Origin of the sequence: Chryseobacterium sp. IT-36CA2 (assembly GCF_949767875.1) — a bacterium.
Classification (GTDB): Bacteria; Bacteroidota; Bacteroidia; order Flavobacteriales; family Weeksellaceae; genus Chryseobacterium.
Window position 1 is genome coordinate 620,245 of the sequence record NZ_CATKPG010000011.1, and the last position, 20,523, is coordinate 640,767.

Annotated in this window: 21 protein-coding genes; 15 read left to right on the plus strand and 6 right to left on the minus strand. The window is 36.5% G+C overall.

Annotated elements, in window-relative coordinates:
• The first annotated feature begins 52 nt into the window (after positions 1 to 52).
• The 6 genes from ACM6F9_RS03620 (at position 53) to ACM6F9_RS03645 (ending at position 7,071) form a co-directional block, all read left to right on the plus strand.
• Positions 53 to 2,047, plus strand: a complete 1,995-nt coding sequence (locus tag ACM6F9_RS03620) for a KUP/HAK/KT family potassium transporter (RefSeq protein ID WP_414844446.1) — start codon at positions 53 to 55, stop codon at positions 2,045 to 2,047.
• 65 nt (positions 2,048 to 2,112) lie between these two features.
• Complete coding sequence (locus ACM6F9_RS03625; RefSeq protein WP_089689882.1) at positions 2,113 to 2,586, plus strand: Fur family transcriptional regulator; 474 nt, start codon at positions 2,113 to 2,115, stop codon at positions 2,584 to 2,586.
• Between the two features lie 3 nt (positions 2,587 to 2,589).
• A complete protein-coding gene (locus ACM6F9_RS03630) occupies positions 2,590 to 4,329 on the plus strand; it encodes an OstA-like protein (RefSeq protein WP_414844447.1) in 1,740 nt (579 codons plus the stop codon).
• Positions 4,330 to 4,426: 97 nt separating this feature from the next.
• Positions 4,427 to 5,602 carry an aspartate aminotransferase family protein gene (locus tag ACM6F9_RS03635; protein WP_414845095.1) on the plus strand — a complete coding sequence of 392 codons (1,176 nt, stop codon included), beginning with the start codon at positions 4,427 to 4,429 and terminating at the stop codon, positions 5,600 to 5,602.
• A gap of 188 nt (positions 5,603 to 5,790) precedes the next feature.
• Positions 5,791 to 6,177: an START-like domain-containing protein gene (locus ACM6F9_RS03640; protein ID WP_034696870.1), complete on the plus strand. Its 387-nt coding sequence runs from the start codon at positions 5,791 to 5,793 to the stop codon at positions 6,175 to 6,177.
• Positions 6,178 to 6,255: 78 nt separating this feature from the next.
• Complete coding sequence (locus ACM6F9_RS03645) at positions 6,256 to 7,071, plus strand: aminotransferase class IV (protein WP_414844448.1); 816 nt, start codon at positions 6,256 to 6,258, stop codon at positions 7,069 to 7,071.
• An 85-nt stretch (positions 7,072 to 7,156) separates the two neighbouring features.
• Here the strand turns inward: ACM6F9_RS03645 and ACM6F9_RS03650 are convergent, their stop codons facing one another.
• Together ACM6F9_RS03650 and ACM6F9_RS03655 are read right to left on the minus strand one after the other, a co-directional pair.
• On the minus strand, positions 7,157 to 7,738 hold the full coding sequence (locus ACM6F9_RS03650; protein WP_414844449.1) for an N-acetylmuramoyl-L-alanine amidase family protein: 582 nt from the start codon (positions 7,736 to 7,738) through the stop codon (positions 7,157 to 7,159).
• A gap of 104 nt (positions 7,739 to 7,842) precedes the next feature.
• Positions 7,843 to 8,391 carry a YqgE/AlgH family protein gene (locus ACM6F9_RS03655; RefSeq protein WP_105701116.1) on the minus strand — a complete coding sequence of 183 codons (549 nt, stop codon included), beginning with the start codon at positions 8,389 to 8,391 and terminating at the stop codon, positions 7,843 to 7,845.
• 24 nt (positions 8,392 to 8,415) lie between these two features.
• On the opposite strand from ACM6F9_RS03655, the gene pdxH reads away from it, so the two are divergent.
• A complete protein-coding gene (gene pdxH / locus ACM6F9_RS03660; protein WP_414844450.1) occupies positions 8,416 to 9,057 on the plus strand; it encodes a pyridoxamine 5'-phosphate oxidase in 642 nt (213 codons plus the stop codon).
• 265 nt (positions 9,058 to 9,322) lie between these two features.
• On the opposite strand, the gene ACM6F9_RS03665 is transcribed toward pdxH, so the two are convergent.
• Positions 9,323 to 9,613 carry an HU family DNA-binding protein gene (locus ACM6F9_RS03665; RefSeq protein WP_002976900.1) on the minus strand — a complete coding sequence of 97 codons (291 nt, stop codon included), beginning with the start codon at positions 9,611 to 9,613 and terminating at the stop codon, positions 9,323 to 9,325.
• A 399-nt stretch (positions 9,614 to 10,012) separates the two neighbouring features.
• Between ACM6F9_RS03665 and panD the strand changes: the two genes are divergently transcribed.
• From panD to ACM6F9_RS03705, 8 genes are all read left to right on the plus strand, one after another.
• Complete coding sequence (gene panD, locus ACM6F9_RS03670; RefSeq protein ID WP_029294648.1) at positions 10,013 to 10,363, plus strand: aspartate 1-decarboxylase; 351 nt, start codon at positions 10,013 to 10,015, stop codon at positions 10,361 to 10,363.
• 3 nt (positions 10,364 to 10,366) lie between these two features.
• Entirely contained in the window at positions 10,367 to 11,392 is a 1,026-nt protein-coding gene (locus ACM6F9_RS03675; protein WP_414844451.1) for a lysylphosphatidylglycerol synthase transmembrane domain-containing protein, read from the plus strand.
• A gap of 179 nt (positions 11,393 to 11,571) precedes the next feature.
• Positions 11,572 to 12,147: a TerD family protein gene (locus tag ACM6F9_RS03680; RefSeq protein WP_103232447.1), complete on the plus strand. Its 576-nt coding sequence runs from the start codon at positions 11,572 to 11,574 to the stop codon at positions 12,145 to 12,147.
• 28 nt (positions 12,148 to 12,175) lie between these two features.
• A complete protein-coding gene (locus ACM6F9_RS03685; protein WP_105681319.1) occupies positions 12,176 to 12,853 on the plus strand; it encodes a TerD family protein in 678 nt (225 codons plus the stop codon).
• 85 nt (positions 12,854 to 12,938) lie between these two features.
• Positions 12,939 to 13,577: a vWA domain-containing protein gene (locus ACM6F9_RS03690; protein WP_105701113.1), complete on the plus strand. Its 639-nt coding sequence runs from the start codon at positions 12,939 to 12,941 to the stop codon at positions 13,575 to 13,577.
• 17 nt (positions 13,578 to 13,594) lie between these two features.
• Positions 13,595 to 14,638 (plus strand): TerY-C metal binding domain-containing protein, encoded by a 1,044-nt coding sequence (locus ACM6F9_RS03695; RefSeq protein WP_414844452.1) that lies wholly within the window; start codon positions 13,595 to 13,597, stop codon positions 14,636 to 14,638.
• Positions 14,638 to 15,915 (plus strand): PP2C family serine/threonine-protein phosphatase, encoded by a 1,278-nt coding sequence (locus tag ACM6F9_RS03700; RefSeq protein WP_414844453.1) that lies wholly within the window; start codon positions 14,638 to 14,640, stop codon positions 15,913 to 15,915. The genes ACM6F9_RS03695 and ACM6F9_RS03700 overlap by 1 nt, the downstream gene beginning before the upstream one ends.
• Positions 15,916 to 15,919: 4 nt before the next feature.
• Complete coding sequence (locus tag ACM6F9_RS03705; RefSeq protein WP_414844454.1) at positions 15,920 to 17,431, plus strand: helix-hairpin-helix domain-containing protein; 1,512 nt, start codon at positions 15,920 to 15,922, stop codon at positions 17,429 to 17,431.
• Between the two features lie 148 nt (positions 17,432 to 17,579).
• Here ACM6F9_RS03705 and ACM6F9_RS03710 read toward each other — a convergent pair whose 3' ends face one another.
• The 3 genes from ACM6F9_RS03710 to tyrS form a co-directional block, all read right to left on the minus strand.
• Positions 17,580 to 18,020, minus strand: a complete 441-nt coding sequence (locus tag ACM6F9_RS03710) for a GNAT family N-acetyltransferase (protein WP_414844455.1) — start codon at positions 18,018 to 18,020, stop codon at positions 17,580 to 17,582.
• A gap of 27 nt (positions 18,021 to 18,047) precedes the next feature.
• Positions 18,048 to 18,569 carry a 3'-5' exoribonuclease domain-containing protein gene (locus tag ACM6F9_RS03715; protein WP_414844456.1) on the minus strand — a complete coding sequence of 174 codons (522 nt, stop codon included), beginning with the start codon at positions 18,567 to 18,569 and terminating at the stop codon, positions 18,048 to 18,050.
• Between the two features lie 199 nt (positions 18,570 to 18,768).
• Positions 18,769 to 19,968, minus strand: a complete 1,200-nt coding sequence (gene tyrS, locus ACM6F9_RS03720) for a tyrosine--tRNA ligase (protein ID WP_414844457.1) — start codon at positions 19,966 to 19,968, stop codon at positions 18,769 to 18,771.
• Positions 19,969 to 20,523: the final 555 nt, after the last annotated feature.

Consider the following 20,523-nt stretch of genomic DNA (forward strand, 5'->3'; position numbering starts at 1 on the left):
TGACGTCATAAAATTAGTATAAATTTGCGCCTTTAAAATAAATTAAGCTGATATGGCAGAAGTTACAGAAGATGGCTACCACTTCGATATAAAAAAGCTTTCCTTTATGGGAGTTTTAGTGTCTCTAGGAATTGTTTTTGGAGATATTGGTACCTCTCCGCTTTACGTAATGAAAGCAATTGTGAATGCACAGTTACAGGGAAGTAATATGCCATTCAATGAATACATAGAAGGTGCTCTTTCTTGTATTATCTGGACTCTTACACTACAGACCACAGTAAAGTATGTAATCATTGCTTTGAGGGCAGATAACAAAGGTGAAGGAGGAATTCTGGCCTTGTTTTCATTAGTAAGAAACCTCAAAAAGGGATGGCTGTATCTCATTGCAATTATTGGCGCAGCAGCCCTTATTGCAGATGGAGTGATTACCCCATCACTGACTGTAATGTCAGCTATTGAAGGTCTTCAGATTTATAATCCGCACACACCTGTTGTTCCTATTACCATCGGAATCCTGATTGCTATTTTTGTAGTACAGCAGTTCGGAACCAGCTTTATCGGGAAGTTTTTCGGCCCTGTGATGGTGGTTTGGTTCCTTGTATTGGGAGGGTTGGGAGTAATGCATTTGAGCGAGAATTTTGAGATTCTAAGATCTTTTAATCCTTACTACGCTTATAAACTTATTGTCAACTCACCGAGTGCTATTGTTATTTTGGGAGCTGTTTTCCTTTGTACAACAGGGGCAGAAGCTCTTTATTCAGATTTAGGACACTGTGGTGCTAAAAATATCAGAGTAAGCTGGGCATTCGTTAAAATTATGCTTATTCTAAACTATCTTGGTCAGGGAGCATGGCTTTTGACCAATTACAACAAACCTGGATTCTCCGTAGTAAACCCGTTCTTCGGAATTATGGAAGAATGGATGATCATTCCGGGAGTAATTTTGGCAACAGCCGCTGCAATTATTGCCAGTCAGGCATTGATTACAGGTTCTTTCACCATATTCTCAGAAGCAATGTCTCTTAACCTTTGGCCGAATCAAAAAATTGATTACCCTTCCGGAGTTAAAGGACAGATGTATATCCCAAGAATCAACTGGGGGCTTCTTATTCTGTGTATCATTGTAGTTCTTCACTTCAGGGAATCTGGGAAAATGGAAGCCGCATACGGACTTTCCATTACAGTAACGATGCTGATGACAACCGTCCTGTTGGTATTCTGGTTACTGAAACACAGAGTGAGCAAAATATTAATTTTGTTTTTTGCATTAGTCTATATGGCCATTGAACTAGGTTTCTTCAGTGCCAATATCATCAAGTTTATGGAAGGTGGATGGATTACTGTTGTATTGGCAGGTTCTATCGGAATTTCTATGTATGCATGGTATAACGGAAGACTGATCAAAACAAGATTTATCCAGTTTGTAAAGATTGAAAAATATGTGTCTATCCTTAAAGACATGAAACTGGATGAAACAATCCCGAAATATGCTACCAACCTTGCATATCTGAGCCGAGCAAAAAGAAATGATGAAGTAGAATCTAAAATTATCTATTCTATCATCAAAAAACAGCCGAAAAGAGCAGATCATTACTTTATCCTGAGCATCGTAAACCAGGAAGATCCATATACTTTCAGATATACGGTAGACGAAATTCTTCCAGGGACCGTATATAAAATCAATTTCCTTTTAGGATTCAAAGTAGACCGAAGAATCAACGATTATTTCAATATGGTCCTTAAAGATTTAATGGCAGACGGAACCATTCCTTCAAGAAGCAGCCACCCTTCTTTAAGATCTCATGAGATACCACCGGATCTTAAATATGTAATCATAGATAATACTTATATCAACGATATACTTTTAACTGTTAAACAAAAGATTATTCTTAACATTTACAACTTTGTGAAGTATATCGGAAGTGATGACTTTAAGGCTTGGGGAGTATCTTCTCATAACGTTGAAGTAGAATCTGCTCCGATTACAGAATTAACAGTTTACGATAATAAGATCGAGCAGTCCGGATATTTCCGTCACAACTCTTAACCCACTAGCAGTAACCATACTATCTATTTAAATAAAATTCAATAAATTTGTAGATAATTTTTTTAATGGATACAATACAAAAAGAAAAAAATATAGCTTTGATCAAGGATGTTTTGAGAAACTACTTATTAGAAAAAGGGTTCAGAAACACACCTGAAAGATATACGATATTGGAAGAGATTTATAATATGGATCATCACTTTAATGTTGATGATCTGTATCTTCTGATGATGCAGAAAAAGTATCATGTTTCCAAAGCAACCATTTACAACACGATCGAAATTTTCCTTGATGCAGGATTGATCCGTAAGCATCAGTTCGGAGAAAAGACATTGACCTCTTCATCTTATGAAAAGTCTTATTTTGACAAACAGCATGACCACCTGGTGATCTACAAAAAAGACTCTGACAAAGAGATTGAAGAAATTATTGAATTCTGTGACCCAAGAATCCAAGGAATCAAAGAAGCCATCGAAGAAGCGTTTGGCGTAAGAATTGATTCTCATTCGCTATATTTTTATGGCACTAAGAATGACTAATTAATGAGAATAATCCTTTTTCTGTTACTCTTTATTTCTACGCTGAATTTTGCGCAGGATAAAACACCTGTGAAAAGAGATCCTTATTTACAGACTCCCGCCCAGCCTAAGCAGGTGCAGGTAAGACCTGAAGATAAAGTAAAGATCATCCACGCAGACGAAATCAAGAAAAACCCTGAAAAATACGACGGGAATCAATATTTTACCGGGCATGTTCAGATTGAACACCAAGGCTCCATTCTTACCGCGGATGAAGTGGTTTTGTATAATGAAGAGAACTTTGTAAAAGCTATAGGCAATACAAGACTTCAAAATACAGACGGCTCTGTAATCACAGCAGGAGAAATGGAATATGACGCCAATACCCAAAAAGGTGTTGCCAGAAAAGACGTTGTCTTAACTGACCCCAAACAAACCATAAAAACAGATATTCTGTATTACGACAGGCTGGCTAATCAGGCTTATTTTAATACAGGAGGTACAATCTCTGACGGTCAGAATGTAACCTACGCCAAAGTAGGAACCTATTTTCTAAATACCAGAGTGGTAGATCTTACCGGAAACGTTAAGATTGAAACCCCTCAATATATCATAGAAGGTCCGAATATCAAACAGAATCAGAATACAAAAATTGCTGATTTTTTAGGACCTACAACCATTACCAGCAAAACCAATCCAAGAAACAGAATCTATACGGAAAAAGGAACGTATAAAATGGATTCTAAAGAGGCTTTTCTAACCAAAAACTCCAGGATATTTTATAACGAAAAAATCCTTACCGGTGATGATATGTACTACAATCAGATTACAGGATTTGGTAAAGCAACAGGAAATGTAACCCTTGATGATCCCAAAGAAAGAAGATATATAAAAGGCGGTTACGGAGAAATCTTCGAGAAAAAAGACTCCGCAATGATGACGAAAAATCCGTATGCAGTAAAAGTAATGGAAAAAGACTCTATTTACTTTGCTTCCGAAAAAATTATCTCTTATCAAAGACCGGATTCACTGGATATCAAAGTGAAGAAAAGCTATTTGAGAGCCTTTAAAAAAGCCCGTATTTTTAAATCCAATGCGCAGGGAAGAGCAGATTCTATTGCCTTCAATGAAACAGACGGAGTGATGCATATGTATACCAACCCAATTCTTTGGAGCGGCGAAAAACAGGTAACCGGAGATAAAATAGAAGCTTACTTTAATACGAAAACGGAAGATATAGACTCGTTAAAAGTAATCGGAAATGCATTTGCGATCAGTAAAGTAGATTCTCTGACTCTGAAAGATGAATTCAATCAGGTGAAAGGAAAATTCATGACGGTTTACTACGAGAAAAACGCCATCAAAGAGGCAAGAGTAGTTGGGAATGCCCAGTCTATTGTTTATGTGGATGATACCGATCAGGAAACCAAAAAACCGGAAAGAATAGGAATTACCCTTTCTAACTGCGGAATTATTGGAGCATTATTTGAAGAAAGAGCACTGCAGATTATTTCATGTAGTATCGGTGCTGTTTCAGATACATATCCCATGAGTAAAATTGAACCTTCAAAAAGAAAATTTGCCGATTTTAACTGGAATACCAAAGATCGGATTCGAAAATGGCAGGATATTCTGGTAGACACCCCGAACAACGAGGAAATACAATATACTGCTGATAGCGAGCTCTTCGATAAAGCACAGAAAGCGATTGACGATGAAAAAGCCAAAGAAGAAGCTAAAAAACCTAAACGAACCAGAAAATAATATAAAAGACCAGTAACTTACTGGTCTTTTTTGTGGATTAATTTCAGCATTTAATGAATCTTTTATAGCTTTGCTGAAATTTTTGGAGACAATGGAAATGCATAAAGATTTTTTTATATATCAGGCTCAGACCACAAAATTTGCTGCCGGTTTTGAAGTGGAGAAAGCAGTAGGAAGTTATATTTACGGTACAGACGGAAAAAAATACCTTGACTTTGTAGCAGGAGTTTCCGCCAATACACTGGGACATTCACATCCTAAAATTGTAAATGCGATCAAAGAGCAGACCGATAAATATCTTCATGTAATGGTGTATGGAGAGTATGCACAGGAAAAGCCCATAGCTTTATGCAGACTGCTTGCAGAAGCTACTCCAGATCCCTTAGAGGTTACTTATTTGGTCAATAGTGGTGCAGAAGCCATTGACGGAAGTTTGAAGCTGGCCAAAAGATATACAGGAAGAGAAGAAATTGTTTCCTTTAAAAACTCTTACCATGGGAACACTCATGGCGCTTTAAGTGTTTCAGGAAATGAAACCCACAAAAGAGAATTCCGTCCTTTACTACCGATGGTTTCCTTCATTGAATTTAATAATGAAGCAGACTTCGATAAAATAACAGAAAAAACCGCTTGTGTTATCCTTGAAACCATTCAGGGAGCAGCAGGGTTTTTGGTTCCAAATAATGACTATCTGATCAAGCTGAAGAGAAGATGTGAGGAAGTAGGAGCTCTTTTGATTTTGGATGAAATACAGCCGGGATTTGGAAGAACAGGAAAATTATTCTCTTTTGAACACTTTGGAATCGTTCCGGATATCCTTGTGATGGGTAAAGGAATGGGAGGAGGTGTTCCTGTAGGAGCTTTTATGAGCTCCAGAGAAATTATGGAAACCCTTTCGCATTCACCAAAACTTGGCCATATTACTACTTTTGGAGGAAATCCACTGATTGCAGCAGCAAGTTATGCCACATTAAAAGAAGTGCTGGAAAGTGGCTTAATGAACGAAATAGAAGAAAAAGAACAGCTGTTCAGAGAGCTCTTGGTGCACCCAAAAATTAAAAATATAAATGGTAAAGGTTTAATGCTTGCTGTGAATCTGGGAACACCGGAATATACGCTGGAAGTAGCCAAAAAATGTATGGAAAAAGGATTGGTGGTTTTCTGGCAGCTGTACAGAAATGAATATCTGAGAATCTCTCCACCGCTTACATTATCTAAGAACGAAATCAGAGAAGGATGTCAGATTATTCTTGATATACTGAACGAAAATTAAAGATAAAATCTCTCTGAAAAGGAGAGATTTTTTTATGCTTTACATGGCAAAAATAGGCCTTAAAACTTAATGTAATAAAGATTTAAATCCAGTGATAAATATCATACAGATTCTATAAAAAAGTAATTGTTTTTTTGCGTAATAAAAAAATTAATTTATATATTGCGGGACGATAAAACAAAGATTATATGGCGAAACATAAAGTCCATTACGAATTTCCAATGCACTGTTTATCAGAGATTTTATACGAATATCTGGCGACTGCAGAGGGATTGTCTGAATGGTTTGCGGATGAGGTAACAGAGAAAGGCGATGATTTCTTTTTTAGCTGGGGCGGAGGACCTGCTGAGAAGGCCACTTTGATCAGATATAAGCCTGAAGGTTTCGTACGTTTCAGATGGGAAGAAGATGAAGGAACAAAAAATTTCTTTGAAATGACTATCACAATTGATGATATTACAGAAGATCTGGCTTTAAATATTACAGATTTCTGTGAAGAAGGTGATGAAGAGGAAAATGCAATGTATTGGGAAAATCTTATTGAAAACCTGAGAATAAAACTAGGTGCGGCATAATACCGGGCTATATTAAATGATAAAACTGATGAACGATTTATCGTTCATTATTTTTTTGTAAATAAACCACATCAAAAATTGGAAAATCAATATTTTACATCAGACGAGTTAAATGTAAAGAACAGAGCTTTTCTTTGGGGAGACTCAGTGAAGGTTTCTTTCTTTGTAAGAAATGGTGGATTGATCATGGACGAAGAATGCTATTTTTTCCTAATGGCTTCCATGAGAAAGATGAGACTGAATATTCCTTTGACTTATACATTGGAATTTTTCCAGACCCTTTTTCAAAAGGAAATTATTGAAGGTAAAGGAGTGAAGAACGGAATTATCAATTTCCAGGTGTTCAGAAATAATGATGGAGTGACATTAGTAAAATCTTCTGTTTCCTATTTTTACGAAGTTTCAGAAATGGAAGATGTACTGGCTGTTCATCAAAGATCTTTAGAGTTAGATTTGACAAAAGAAATTAACGTTAATAATAACCTTCTGAGCAATATCAGGGTTCACTGTCCGGAAAATATTTACGGAGCGATCTATGCGCAGGAAAACGACCTTGATGACGTCATTCTGTTGAACCCTAATAAGAGAATTGCACGTACCACTGTGGGAAATCTTCTTTTTTTGGAAGGTAACGTTATTAAAGTACCAAAACAGACTGAAGGAGCCTACATTTCTCCTTTGATGGAAAATTTTGTTACTTTTTTACATAAAAATAACCTGGCAGATATCCAGGAACACGAGATTATTGCATTCGAATCTCAGAAAGCTGAAGAAATTTTAATGATTTCTGACGAGAAAGGTATATTTTCTGTAGGTAAGATTAGAAATAAGACTTTTGAAAGTTCCCGTTTCTCAGAATTGGTAGAAAGCTGGAAGAAAAGTTTTAATCAATAAAGATATTGACAAACCCGGTAAACAACAAAGTTCCAGAAGTCCTTTACCGGGTTTTATTCTGATTTAATCAGAATTTGTATTTTATTTAATATTCGTTGATGATCTCAACAAATTTCTGTGCAATTTCTTTTTGTCCTTCCGTACTGGTAAGGTATTCCCGGTCTTGTGTATTATTAATAAACCCTAGCTCTACCAGAACAGCAGGAGCTTTGGTTTCTCTTAAAATATGAAGATTGCGTCCTTCTATTTTGCGGGTATCAAATTTTTTAGAAATTTTTTCAGCCAATTGTTTTGAACCTTCAGAATTCTGAACATAGATTTCAAATCCGTGATAAGGAGTTTCCTTTGTGAGATTTTTGTTAACGTGAAGTGAAATAACTAATTCAGGATTCAATTTATTAATTTGATCTGTTCTTTCAAAAAGAGTCGGGAATTTGTCAGAATCTCTCGTTAAAATAACTTCATATTTATCCTGACTTTCATTGATTTTTCGGATTTCCTTAGCAACACTTAATGCAATATTTTTTTCCAGAATTTCACCGTGGGTAGCCCCAAAATCATTTCCGCCATGGCCGGCATCAATGACAATATATTTTTTGTTATTAGGGGTGAATGATAAAAATGCTGTGGAAAATATTGATAAAGCAAGTAATGTAACACCTTTCATATCTGTATTTTAGTTATTCAAAGAACGGAAAAACTTTCTTTAAAATTGGTTAAAGGAATCTTAAAGTTTGTTAATTGTATAAATGCCGCAAAAAATATACTTTTTTAGTTCAGTGAAATGTCTTCAGGAGAGTTAGCCCAAAGAAGAAATTCTCCCCCAAGATTCTGCATGATAGATTTCCAAAGCGTCTGATCATTAGGAAGGGTGTAGTCGAGATTATAAACATCCACTACCGTCCACATTTTTCTTTGAACCTCAGTATCCAGCTGATTAGGAGACCATCCTGAGTATCCCGAAAATATTTTAATATGCTCAATATCCAGCTCACTGCTCAACACAGCATTAATGATACGTTCAATATCTTCAGTAAGGTAATATTCATCAGTGATGTCAGTATAGACTTCGGTAACTCTTTTACCTTTTACAATAAAAAATACCTTGTCGTTTTCTACAGGACCTCCATCGTATACCTCAATTTTAAAGTCAAAAAAATCTTTGAACTTACTGCTCATCTGGCTGTTCTTTTTGTTTAAAATCAGACCAAATGCACCACTTTCATTATGTTCAATAACCAACACCACCGATCTTGAAAAAAGATCACCGGAAATGTCAGGTGTCGAGATTAATATTTTACCTTTGTATGAGTGATTCATACTCAAATTTAATAAAAAATATTTATGGAAAACCTGCACGACAAAAGAAAAGTGTACGATAAATCCCAACTTATTGAAAGTGAGATAAAACAAAATCCAATTGAGCAGTTTAGAGACTGGTTTTTGGAGGCAAGTGAAAGCCCAATGATCTCAGAAGCCAATGCTATGGCTGTTTCTACAGTAGAGGAAGATGGGTGTCCGAGAACAAGAATGGTACTCCTTAAAGCATATACCCATGAAGGGTTTATTTTTTACACCAATTACAACAGCCGAAAAGGAAAAGCAATAGAAAATAATCATAAAGCATGCCTGCATTTCTTTTGGCCTAATCTTGAAAGGCAGATTATTATCAAAGCAGACCTGGAAAAAGTAGCGGAAAACCTAAGTGATGGTTATTTTCATTCACGACCGAAAGGAAGCCAGTTGGGAGCAGTAGTCTCTCCACAGAGTCAGGTGATTCCCAATAAAGAATTCTTGGAAGAAAAACTAAGAGAATTGGAGAAAGAATATGAAAATACCGAAGTACCAAGGCCAGCCAATTGGGGCGGATACCTGGCAAGACCTTATGAAATTGAATTTTGGCAGGGAAGACCAAACCGTCTTCATGACAGGATTATTTATCAGCTTGAAGATCTGGATTGGAAAATATCAAGACTGGCACCTTAATGAGAGGTTAGAAACTAGAAGTTAGATGTTAGTGATGATGTTTTTAAAATATGATACTGGCATCCTGAAAATATGAACTTTGTGATATCAGTGGAAGCGGGCTTTAGCCCGCTTATTTTATTGTATGGGACAATAGGAGGCTTTAGCCAAAACTTAATAATTCTTAACCCCTTAAAACTTCTTAATGGTTTAATTTTCTATCACTATTGGCAATAAAAAAAGGCTGTTTCTTAGAAACAGCCCTGAATTTTTGTAATCTGAATGATTATTTTTTCTTAGCACCTGAAACTGCATTTGATAAATCAGCTCCAGCCTTGAATTTAGCAACTTTTTTAGCCGCAATTTTGATTGGTTTTTTAGTTGCAGGGTTAATACCTTGTCTAGCCGCTCTCTCAGCTACTGAGAAAGTACCAAAACCTACTAAAGAAACTTTTCCATCTTTTTTCTTTAAAGTAGTTGTTACGTTACCAATGAAAGATTCTAAAGCAGCCTTTGCTGCAACTTTCGTGATACCTGCATCTTTTGCGATTGCGTCGATTAATTCAGACTTGTTCATAATTTTTAATATTAAAGTTAGTTCGTAATTATAGCAAATATAATACTATTTTCTAATTGTGCAATTTTTTTATTAAAACTTGTAAAATTTTTTTGCTTTTCGGTGAAAACAGTTAAAATATGATAATTCCACTTTTCACGGAAAATCTACGTTACAGGTTACTAAAATCATGCCAAATGCTTATGTGTATTGACTTTAGCAAAAAGTTAATATTATTTTTCGTATTTATTAAATCCTAAATTTTGTATAAACAATTAATTTTTTTGACCATATGATTATTAAATCTCTAAGTAATTTTCGGAATCCTTGTGTTTTGTAAAATTAAACCCCTGTGTTTGTGGGAGTTTTAAAATCATACTAAAGGTCTGTTTTATTAATTTTTATTAATAAATTTGCAACATGTTAATAGAAGTTTTCAAGTCTAAGATTCATAGGGTGAGAGTAACAGCCTCTGACCTTAATTATATAGGGAGTATAACAATAGATGAAGATCTTATAGAAGCTGCCGGTCTGGTAGTGGGAGAAAGGGTCTATATTGTAAATGTGAACAACGGAGAACGTTTTGATACTTACGTGATCAAAGGGAAAAGAAAATCCGGAGAAGTATGTCTGAACGGGCCTGCAGCAAGAAAAGTACAGAGAGATGATATTATCATTATTATTGCTTATGCTCAGATGACCCCGGAAGAAGCAAAAGACTTCCAGCCGAAGATCGTTTTCCCGGATGAAAAAACAAACCTTCTTACGTAGTCCATGGAGAAAACATCAAAAAACCCGGTAAAATCAATACTTACAATTGTAATATCGCTTGCTTTTGCAGGCTTTTTTTTATGGCTTGCCTTAAAGGGATTGGATTTTAAAGTGATTCAGAAGTCTCTGGCAAAAGCAAATTATCTTTGGGTCTTGTTTGCATCCGTATTCGGTCTTCTTGCCTATTGGTTTAGAGCGATCCGCTGGAATCTGATGCTGGAGCCGATGGGACACAGAATTTCAAATTCCAATGCGCTTTGGTCCATATCATTTGGATATCTGATGAACCTTACCATTCCTAGAAGTGGGGAAGTGGCAAGAGCCACGGCTTTATATGGAGTAGAAAAAGTACCTGTAGACAAATCTTTCGGAACCATCATTTTAGAAAGGGTGGTTGATCTGGTTTGTATGCTTGGGTTTCTTGGATTGACATTCTTGTTTAAATATGAAGCAATTCTGTCGTTTTTTAAAAATTCAGGAATTAATATCCCAACTAAGATGCTGATAGTTCTTTTGGTATTGGCGATAGGAAGTATTCTATTTTTTATTTTTAGAAAAAAACTTGTAGATGTCCCATTTTTAGGAAAAGTTGTTAATTTCATCGATGGAATTTTTGAAGGATTAACTTCAATTTTTAAACTAAAAGAAAAAGGGAAATTCATTCTTTATACATTAGGAATCTGGATTTGCTATTATTTTGCGGCTTATCTTGTGTGTTTTGCACTTCCTGAAACCTCCAATTTTACCTTTGCAGATGGTTTTTTCATCATTGTAGTAGGAACATTGGGAATGATTATTCCTGCGAGTGGAGGAATTGGTGCTTATAATCTTGCGATGAAGTATGGTTTTATGGCTCTTTTCATTTCAATAGGAAAAAGTGCAGATTTCGGAGGTGAAATGGGACTTACCTATTCTTTTATCTCTTTACCTCTGCAGATTGTAATTATGCTGGTAATGGGACTAATTTCCATTCCTATGCTGGCAAAGGCAAGAAATAAAGCAGTAGCCGGTAAAGAATTCGAAAATTAATTCAATACATTTTAATAAATACAAGGTTCAATTTTTTAATTGAACCTTTTTTTATGATCATTTTCTGACTTAAATCGTTTTAATTAAGCTTTATAAAATATTTTTTTAATAAATAAATTTGGTTAATTCGTAAATCACTTCTATCTTAATGCGAAAAATAATTCATAATATAAAACACTATGGCAATTAATCTACAGAAAGGGCAAAAAATCGAGATAGGATTGACGAAAATGACGATTGGATTAGGCTGGGACCCCAATGAAGGAACCGGTTACGACTTTGACCTGGATGCTTCTGCAATCATGATTGATTCTGACAGAAAATTAGTAAGCGAAGAATACTTTGTTTTTTACAATAACCTGAATTCTCCGGATGGAGCACTTACCCATACAGGCGATGATCCGAGCGGTAAAAACAGTGATGGCGACGATGATGAAGCTATCGTTATAGATCTTGATAAAGTAGATTCAAGAGTGGAAGAAATTCTTTTCGTGGTAACCATTGAAGATTTTGAAAGAAGAAGACAGAATTTCGGGCAGGTGAGAAACTCTTATATCAGAGTGGTAGATAATCATTCCAATCAGGAAATAGCAAAATATGAACTGGATGAAGATTTCTCTATTGAAACAGGAGTAGAGTTCGGAAGGCTGTACAAGAGAAACGGAAGCTGGAAGTTTGAAGCTTCAGGAATAGGATACAGAGCAGACTTAGGTTTCTTCCTTGAGAAATACTACAAAGGGCAAATCATCAAATAAAATCATCAAATACACAAAAACGATAACTATGGCAATTAATTTACAAAAAGGACAAACGATAGATTTAAGAAAGAACGACCGCGGAGAAAGCGTTTATGATCTTTCAAAAGTGACCATCGGCTTAGGATGGGACGTAAGAAAACAAGGCAGTGGATTCTTTGGAAAACTCTTCAGTAAAGAAGCTGAATACGATCTTGATGCAGTAGCATTTCTTTTAGATGGCAATGGAAAAGTAGCCAATTTGGGAAGAACAGTGCAGACCAATGACGGAAGGCAGATGGGGCTTTATCAGGGAGATGTGGTTTTCTTCAATTCTATGCAGCATCCAAGCGGGAATGTATGGCTTACGGGAGACAACAGAACGGGAGCAGGTGATGGTGATGATGAGCAGATCATTGTAAGACTGGATCAGCTGGATCAGAGTTACCAGAAAATAGTCTTCATTGTTACTATTTATCAGGGAAGAACCAATAACCAGCACTTCGGAATGATCGAAAATGCATTTATCCGTGCGGTAGATGCTTCAGGAAAAGAAATTACAAAATACAGCCTTTCCGGGGATTCAAGTATGAATGGTAAATGTGCCATGGTTTTTGCAGAAGCATACCGTCATAATGGCGACTGGAAATTCCGCGCTGTGGGAGAGCCGCACAATACAGATAACTTTATAGATATTCTGAGACAGCAGTACGCTTATTCCAACTAGATTTTAAATTTTTTCAACCCATATAAAAGCCGGCTTGGAAGTCTCCGACTCCCTCCGCCGGCTTCAGAATTAATACTTGTCTATAATGAGCAGGAGATTATTAGCTTATTTTTTATTAGATACTTCGGGATCTATGAACGGAGAACCTATTCAGGCTTTGAATAACGGATTCAATGGTCTTATCAGTATGCTTCGTGCAGATCCGCAGGCGATGGACAGTCTGCATTTAAGCGTGATTACATTTGATAGAGAGGTTAAAAATATTATACCCTTAACAGATCTGGCGAGTTTTTATCCAATGGAAATTACTTGTCCGGACAGTGGTCCAACCCATACAGGAGCTGCTCTGGAAATGGTTTCAGAACTGGTTCAGAGAGAAATTGTAAAAGAATCAGCTGATGCAAAAGGAGACTGGCAGCCTTTGTTGTTTATATTTACAGATGGAAAACCTTCAGATATTCAGAAATACAGGCAGATGATCCCGGTGATCAGAGGATTGGAATTTGGTGCTATCGTAGGATGTGCAGCCGGTCCTAAAGCCGATGAACAGTTTCTGAAGGAATTAACGGATCATGTTGTAAAACTGGATACTACAGACGCTATAACGCTTTCTTCCTTTTTCAAATGGGTGAGTTCTTCCATTACACAAGGAGGGCAATCGCAGAATACGGGAGAACATATTACGTTACCTCCGCCACCATCGGAGCTTAATATTATTATTTAAAAAATTGTCTTTACACAATGAGAAGACTGCCTATTTATTTTTTAGTAGACATCTCCGAATCTATGGTAGGAGAGCCTATTGAGCAGGTACAGGAAGGTATCGCCAATATCATCAGGGATTTAAAAAAAGATCCGTATTCACTTGAAACGGTTTATATTTCTGTGATAGGTTTTGCGGGAGAAGCGGAAGTGATTACTCCGATGCAGGATATTATCAGTTTTTATCCGCCTAAAATCCCTATTGGAAGCGGGACATCACTTTCGCAGGGCTTAATCAAAGTCATGGATTGTATTGACAGGGATATTGTAAAAACAACCTATGAAAGAAAAGGCGACTGGAAACCTATTGTCTTCCTTTTTACAGACGGTGTTCCCACTGATGATGCAACGAAAGCCATTGAAAGATGGACTCATAAATACAACGGGAAATCCAATACGATTGCTGTATCTATTGGGGAAAATACCAATTATAAACTTCTAGGTTCTCTGGCAGATCATGTTTTATTGTTCAATAATTCCGATGAGAATTCTTATAAAGAATTTTTCAAATGGGTAACGGATTCTATTAAAACAACCAGCCAGAGTGTCACGGAAGCCAAAAAAGAAGGGATTAATTTGTCTAAAATCGATTCTCACATTCTTGAAAAAGTAGACCCTGAAATGGAACAGGGATTTCCGGATAATAACTTTGTTGTTTTAAACGGGAAATGTCAGGAAACAGAAAGGCTTTATCTTATGAAATTTAAAAAAGCATTTGCAGAATCAAGCATACCGGGAATGGCTACAAGATATTACAGATTGGATGGAGCATATAAAATTGATGAAAAAGCCTACTACAGACTTTCCTCCAATCAGAAAACGCATCTTAAAATCAATATTGAAGAACTGGATGGCGGAACATCATGTCCTCACTGTGCGAATCCTATTGCTTTGGCTACCTGCTCATGTGGAGGAATTCACTGTCTAAGAGGCGAAGGATATAGCAAATGTCCATGGTGTGGAACGTCGGATTATTATGGATTTTCCGGAGGTGGATTTGATATTAACAGAACGCTGGGATAATGATGGGTAAATTTTTCAGGAAATCAGGTGATGAATCCAAGCCTAAGACAATGGAACAGGCTGTTATTTATAAAGAAAAAGAAGAATTCAAGGAGGCTCATTGGGTGTTGAAAAATGCCAGTGCAAAACAATTCTATGAGTTCAGTTTTGATATGGAAGACTTTCCGAACATCAAGATTCAGAATATTGGAAATCTGGAAGAAACGGGACTTAGTTTTGAAAACAATACAATTTCAGGAACTCCCATGACGAATAATATGTATCATCTGGATGTTCAGTTTTATCACATTTACGATCATAATCATCTTGAGACCAAGAAAATACAGCTGTTTGTCAATGCAGATCCGAAAGACTTATGGAAGAATATTCCAAGCGATACAAACGCTGCTTTTTATAAATCGGAAGAAGACTCATTCAAAGGTTCTTTTTCAGATAGAAAAATTGTTGTGGCTTCCAAAAGAGGACGTTCCCATGCTCATGAAGGTAAATTTCGTGAAGATGATTTCGCAGTGAATATTCTTTCCAATGGCTGGAATATTGTTTCTGTCTCAGACGGAGCGGGTTCGGCAATAGCTGCAAGAGAAGGTTCAAGGTTGGCAACCACAACGATCAATCAGTTTTTCAGTTCGCATGAGATTTTAAACCAGATTGAAAATTATATCAATATTCTGTATACCGTCCAATCTTCCGGTGAAGAACAATCGGAAGCTAAGAAGAATATCATCAATGTTTTATCACAAAGTATTTTACATGTTTATCATACATTAGAAAAAACAGCAGTAGACAATGCGCTTTCAGTAAATGATCTGCACGCAACCCTTATTTTTACTTTGGTTAAAAAGTTCAGTTTTGGATATGTCATTCTGAGTTTCGGAGTAGGAGACTGCCCAATTAATCTGATCAATGCTGACTTTTCTGAAGTGAAACTTTTAAATCAGATGGATGTAGGAGAATTTGGCGGAGGAACACGTTTTATCACCATGAAAGAAATTTTTAATGATCAGATGAATTCCCGCTTCAGGATCACCTGTGTGAATGATTTTTCTTATCTCGTACTGATGACGGATGGCATTTACGATCCTAAATTTACCACAGAAAATAAACTGGAAGATACAGAAAGTTGGAAATCCCTTTTTGAAGACCTTGCCGGAAACAACGATGACAGGACGAAAGTGGATTTTATCAACAATGAAAAAATTGATGAAGAACTTTTAATCTGGAGCGACTTCTGGAGCAGAGGAAATCATGATGACCGTACATTGGCCATAATCTATTAATACCATGAAAAAGACTATTAAGGTTGTTTCTGTTCTGAACACAGCCAAATCCTATGAATATGTAGATGAAAGCCCAATCCGGGGCGGAGTGAAAGATGTTTATTTTTCGCCTGATAAAGACTATGTAGTCGCTTTTTACCGAAGTCCGCTGGATGAAGGACAAAAAGAAAGAATCATGAGAATTGTTTCCACTTATCTTCAGAATATAAAAGGTGGAAATACCTCCGAATACTTTCTGAACGAAATATTCAGATGGCCTTATGATATTGTGGAAAGAAATAAACTCACAGGAATTGTAGTTCCTGTATATCACCATAAATTCTATTTTGCCAAGGGATATATCGGTTCAGATAATATCCAGGGACAGGATAAAGTGGGGAAGTGGTTTACCGCTCCTATGTTCAGAAATGAGCAGTATCCGTTGAGACTCGACCAGTCAGAGTTAGGAGATTGGTTGAGCTATTTCCAGATTGCAGTCAATATCAGCAGAGGAGTGAAAAAACTACATCAGATGGGGCTGGCACATTCCGATTTATCATATAATAATATTCTGGTAGATCCCGTTACAAAATCTGCCTGTATCATTGATATTGACGGTCTTGTTGTTCCCAAGCTCTTTCCACCGGAAGTGATAGGCACCGCAGATTTTATTGCCCCTGAAGTGTTGAAAACAAAACATTTGAATCTTCAGGATCCGAACAGACATTTACCCAATCAAAAAACAGATCTGCATGCTCTTGCCGTTCTGATTTATATGTATCTGCTGAGAAGACATCCGCTGCGTGGAGGAAAAATTTGGGATCTGGATTCCGAACAGGACGAAATTTTATCCATGGGAGAAAAAGCAATGTTTGTAGAACATCCGGAAAACTCGTCCAACCATGTAAAACCTGATCATCTCAGAAAATGGGATGCATTCTGGGGTGATCCTCAAAAGATTCCGTACACTGTTACGGGGCCTTATATTTCAGAATTATTCCGGAAAACATTTGTTGACGGATTGCACGATCCTATCAGGCGTCCCACTGCCAATGAATGGGAAACCGCTTTACTGAAAACTGTTGATCTGATCCAGCCTTGCTCTAATTCAAACTGTACCGAAAAATGGTATGTCTTTGATAATACCAGCAATCCTAAATGCCCGTTCTGCGGAACCCCTCATCAGGGAACACTTCCGGTATTAGATCTGTATTTCAGATTTGATGATGAAGTATGGAAACCGGAAAATCACAGGCTGATGGTCTATCATAACCAGTATCTGTTCAAATGGCATGCTTCCAGAAAGGTGATACGCAACGAAAATCTGACGATGCAAGATAAAATGCCTGTAGGATACTTCACATTCCATCTGGGAAAATGGGTATTGGTGAATCAGGGATTATCCGGAATGAAAGATATTACAGAACAAAAAGAAATTCCGCCAGGTTCTATGGTAGAACTTACCGATGGAAAAAAAATATTGCTTTCCTCAGAAGAGGGCGGAAGATTGATCTATGTAACCATGACAAATCAATAAACCGTCATTGCGAACGTAGTGAAGCAATCTCAGATTCTCAGATCTTACAGATAATTGTGACTATTTGTGCCTATTTTATTTGTGAAATTTGGGTTTAAATCAAAGAAAAAATTCCAACGACTTTAGCCAAAACATAAATAATTTCAATTTACTCCCTTTCCGTTTCCATAAAATAAGAATACTGATCTTCATCCACAATTCTGAACCCAAGACTTTGATAAAGATTCTGTGCTTTATTAGTCTTTAAAACACTTAGCGAAACCGTTTTTCCTGCCAGTGAAGCTTCCTCTAAAATATCTTCCAAAATCTTTCTCCCAAGACCCTTACCTTGCTGGCTGGGATCAATCTGAAGTTGCAGCACCTCAATATTGGTAAATGTCCTGTCTACTTTTAACAGACCGATGGGCTGATTATCTAAAAAAATAATATTTGCTTTTTCAAACTGATACAGAACTCTTTGAAGGGTTGTTTCTCTGTCTGTAGAAAGCCCCGAAGCTTCATAATGAGGATTCATTGTTTTCATTCTGAGATTGAGAAGAAAATCAATGTCAGTTTCATCGGCTTGTTTATAATGCAGGTCAGGATTCATATTCAAAAATAAAATTAGATAGAGTTCTTACTTTAATACAATTTTCAGTCCCATTTCTTCTTTCATGTACAATAAAACTTCAGCATTTCCTCTGGCATCGTCTACAGGATTGTGCGTGTGTTCCGTCTTGCGGAGATGCTTCCATTGGGCAAAAGTATCCTTTTCCAGTCCACAGTACAGATCAGAAAGTCTTCTGGAAGAAAAGCCAAAAGGATTTCTTCCGATAAAATGATGAAAATACCAGCAGATAAACATCCAGTCGAAACCATTATTATCACTGATGAAAATGGGTCTGCCTTTAGAATGATTTTTAATCCAGTCTTCAAAAGCAAGCATTACCTCCTCGGGATCATCAAAACTCATTGTTTCTTCCCTGCTGAAGCCCGAAACTGCTAAAGCATCAGGGTTGAACTTATCAGAAACAGGCTTTAATTTTCCATAAAAAGTAGTGTCCAGTTCCTCATTCACGAGTACTGCCCCGAAACAGACCATTGAAAAATCACCGGGAATAGGACCATCCGACTCTATGTCAACCATGATGTAGCTCATTGGAAATAGTTTTTTAACAGGACGAAGATATTGAAATATGCTGGAAGATGGAGGAGGGAAGCTGGAAGTTATTTTTGTGTTGTCAAGAACTTTTTGTCTTTTAATTCAAAAAGCTCCTTCAAAAAATACCTCAATCAAAAAACTTTCATCAATTCATCGTCTTACAAAACCTCCTTCTTCAAGCTCCCATCTTCCATCCTTATATCAACTCAAAGAAGCCCCTTTTTCCGATTTTTATTTTAGTTTGAGGGATCAGTTCCATTTCTTCATTTGCATCTGTTATTTTGATTGTATTGATCTGAATTCCTCCGCTCTCAATTAATCTCCGGATCGCCGATTTGCTGTGGTCATTTTTAAGCTGATGACAAAGCTCAACTAGAGAAATTTTATTTTCAATGCTTTTCAATGAATCAATAAGAACCGGTTCATATACTTTCTCTTCAAAATTTTTATTCTGAAATTGATTGATAAAAAATTGTTCTGCATTTTCGGCAGAAGCAGGATCATGGTATTGGCTGATTATATTCTTTGCAATCAGTTTTTTAATATTCATAGGATTTTCACCCTCTTTTATTCTCAAAAGAAGTGCTGTTTTTTCTTCCACAGAAAAATCTGTTGTGAGGTTTATAAATTCGTCAATCAAAGCATCCGGAATCGACATCGTTTTTCCAAACATCTCATTGGGTTCATCTGTCAATCCGATAATATTGTTCAGTGATTTGCTCATTTTTTCTTTTCCGTCAAGACCTCTCAGCAAGGGCATGCACATCACAATCTGCGCAGGCATCTGATGGACTTCCTGAAGCTGTCTTCCCATCGTACAATTGAAAAGCTGATCCGTACCGCCCATTTCAATATCACATGCTATTTTCACAGAATCAAAACCCTGAAGAATAGGATATACCAGTTCATGCATGGCAATAGGTGTATTTTCTGTAAACCTTTTATTAAAATCATTTCTGTGCAGCAGTTGGGCAACGGTCACTTTTGAAAGCAGCTGGATCACCTCTGAAAAGTTCAAAGTATCTAACCAATCAGAATTGAAAACAATCTTTGTCTTCTGTACATCAATTACCTTGGAGAGCTGATTGATATAAGTGTGTGCATTATGCTGAACATCCTCAGTACTCAAAGGTTTTCTTGCCTTATTTTTCCCGGTGGGATCGCCAATTCTGGCCGTAAAGCTTCCTACAACAATAATAATCTGATGTCCCAGATCCTGAAACTGTTTCAGCTTTTTTAAGACTACGGCATGTCCCAGATGCAGATCCGGAGCGGTGGGATCAAAGCCCAGTTTGATGGAAAGCTTTCTGTTTTCTTTTTCGGCTTGAGCCAGTTTTTCTTCCAAACCGTTTTCCGGCAGGATGATAACCACATTTTCTTGTAATGGATGAATCATGTTGAATAGTTTTAAAATGAAAAAAGCCCGGACAGATAATGTCCGGGCTCTATATATATGTTAGATTATTTTATTGGATTACAGATATAGAAAGTCTTCCCGAACGATAGCTCGGTGCATAATATTCACTGAAGAATGGAAGACGTAATATGCTGTTAAGATGTTTCATTGTGATCAATATACAGGATTTTCCTGAAGAGCCAATATCTAAACCATTAAGATACATTGCAGGGTTATAACAAGATTTGTTTTTTAAGAAAAAACTTAACCATCCATCAATCTTAATGGCTTAAAATAATGGTTCAAAACAATTTTACTTGCGGTTTTTGAAGCCAATTTCATGCCATAAATCACTTAAAAGCAAAATACAGGAGAAAGATATAGAAACTGTATTTTATTATTTTCTTGGTCACTTGATAAGAAGTCAGTAAAACCGGGTGGAAGCTTTGTTTTTCAATAGGTGTTTTCATAGAAAAAAATTAATAATTTAAGGTAATTATATACAATTTTACACTAATCATAATATTTAATTATTATGACTCTGTCATTCTGAAT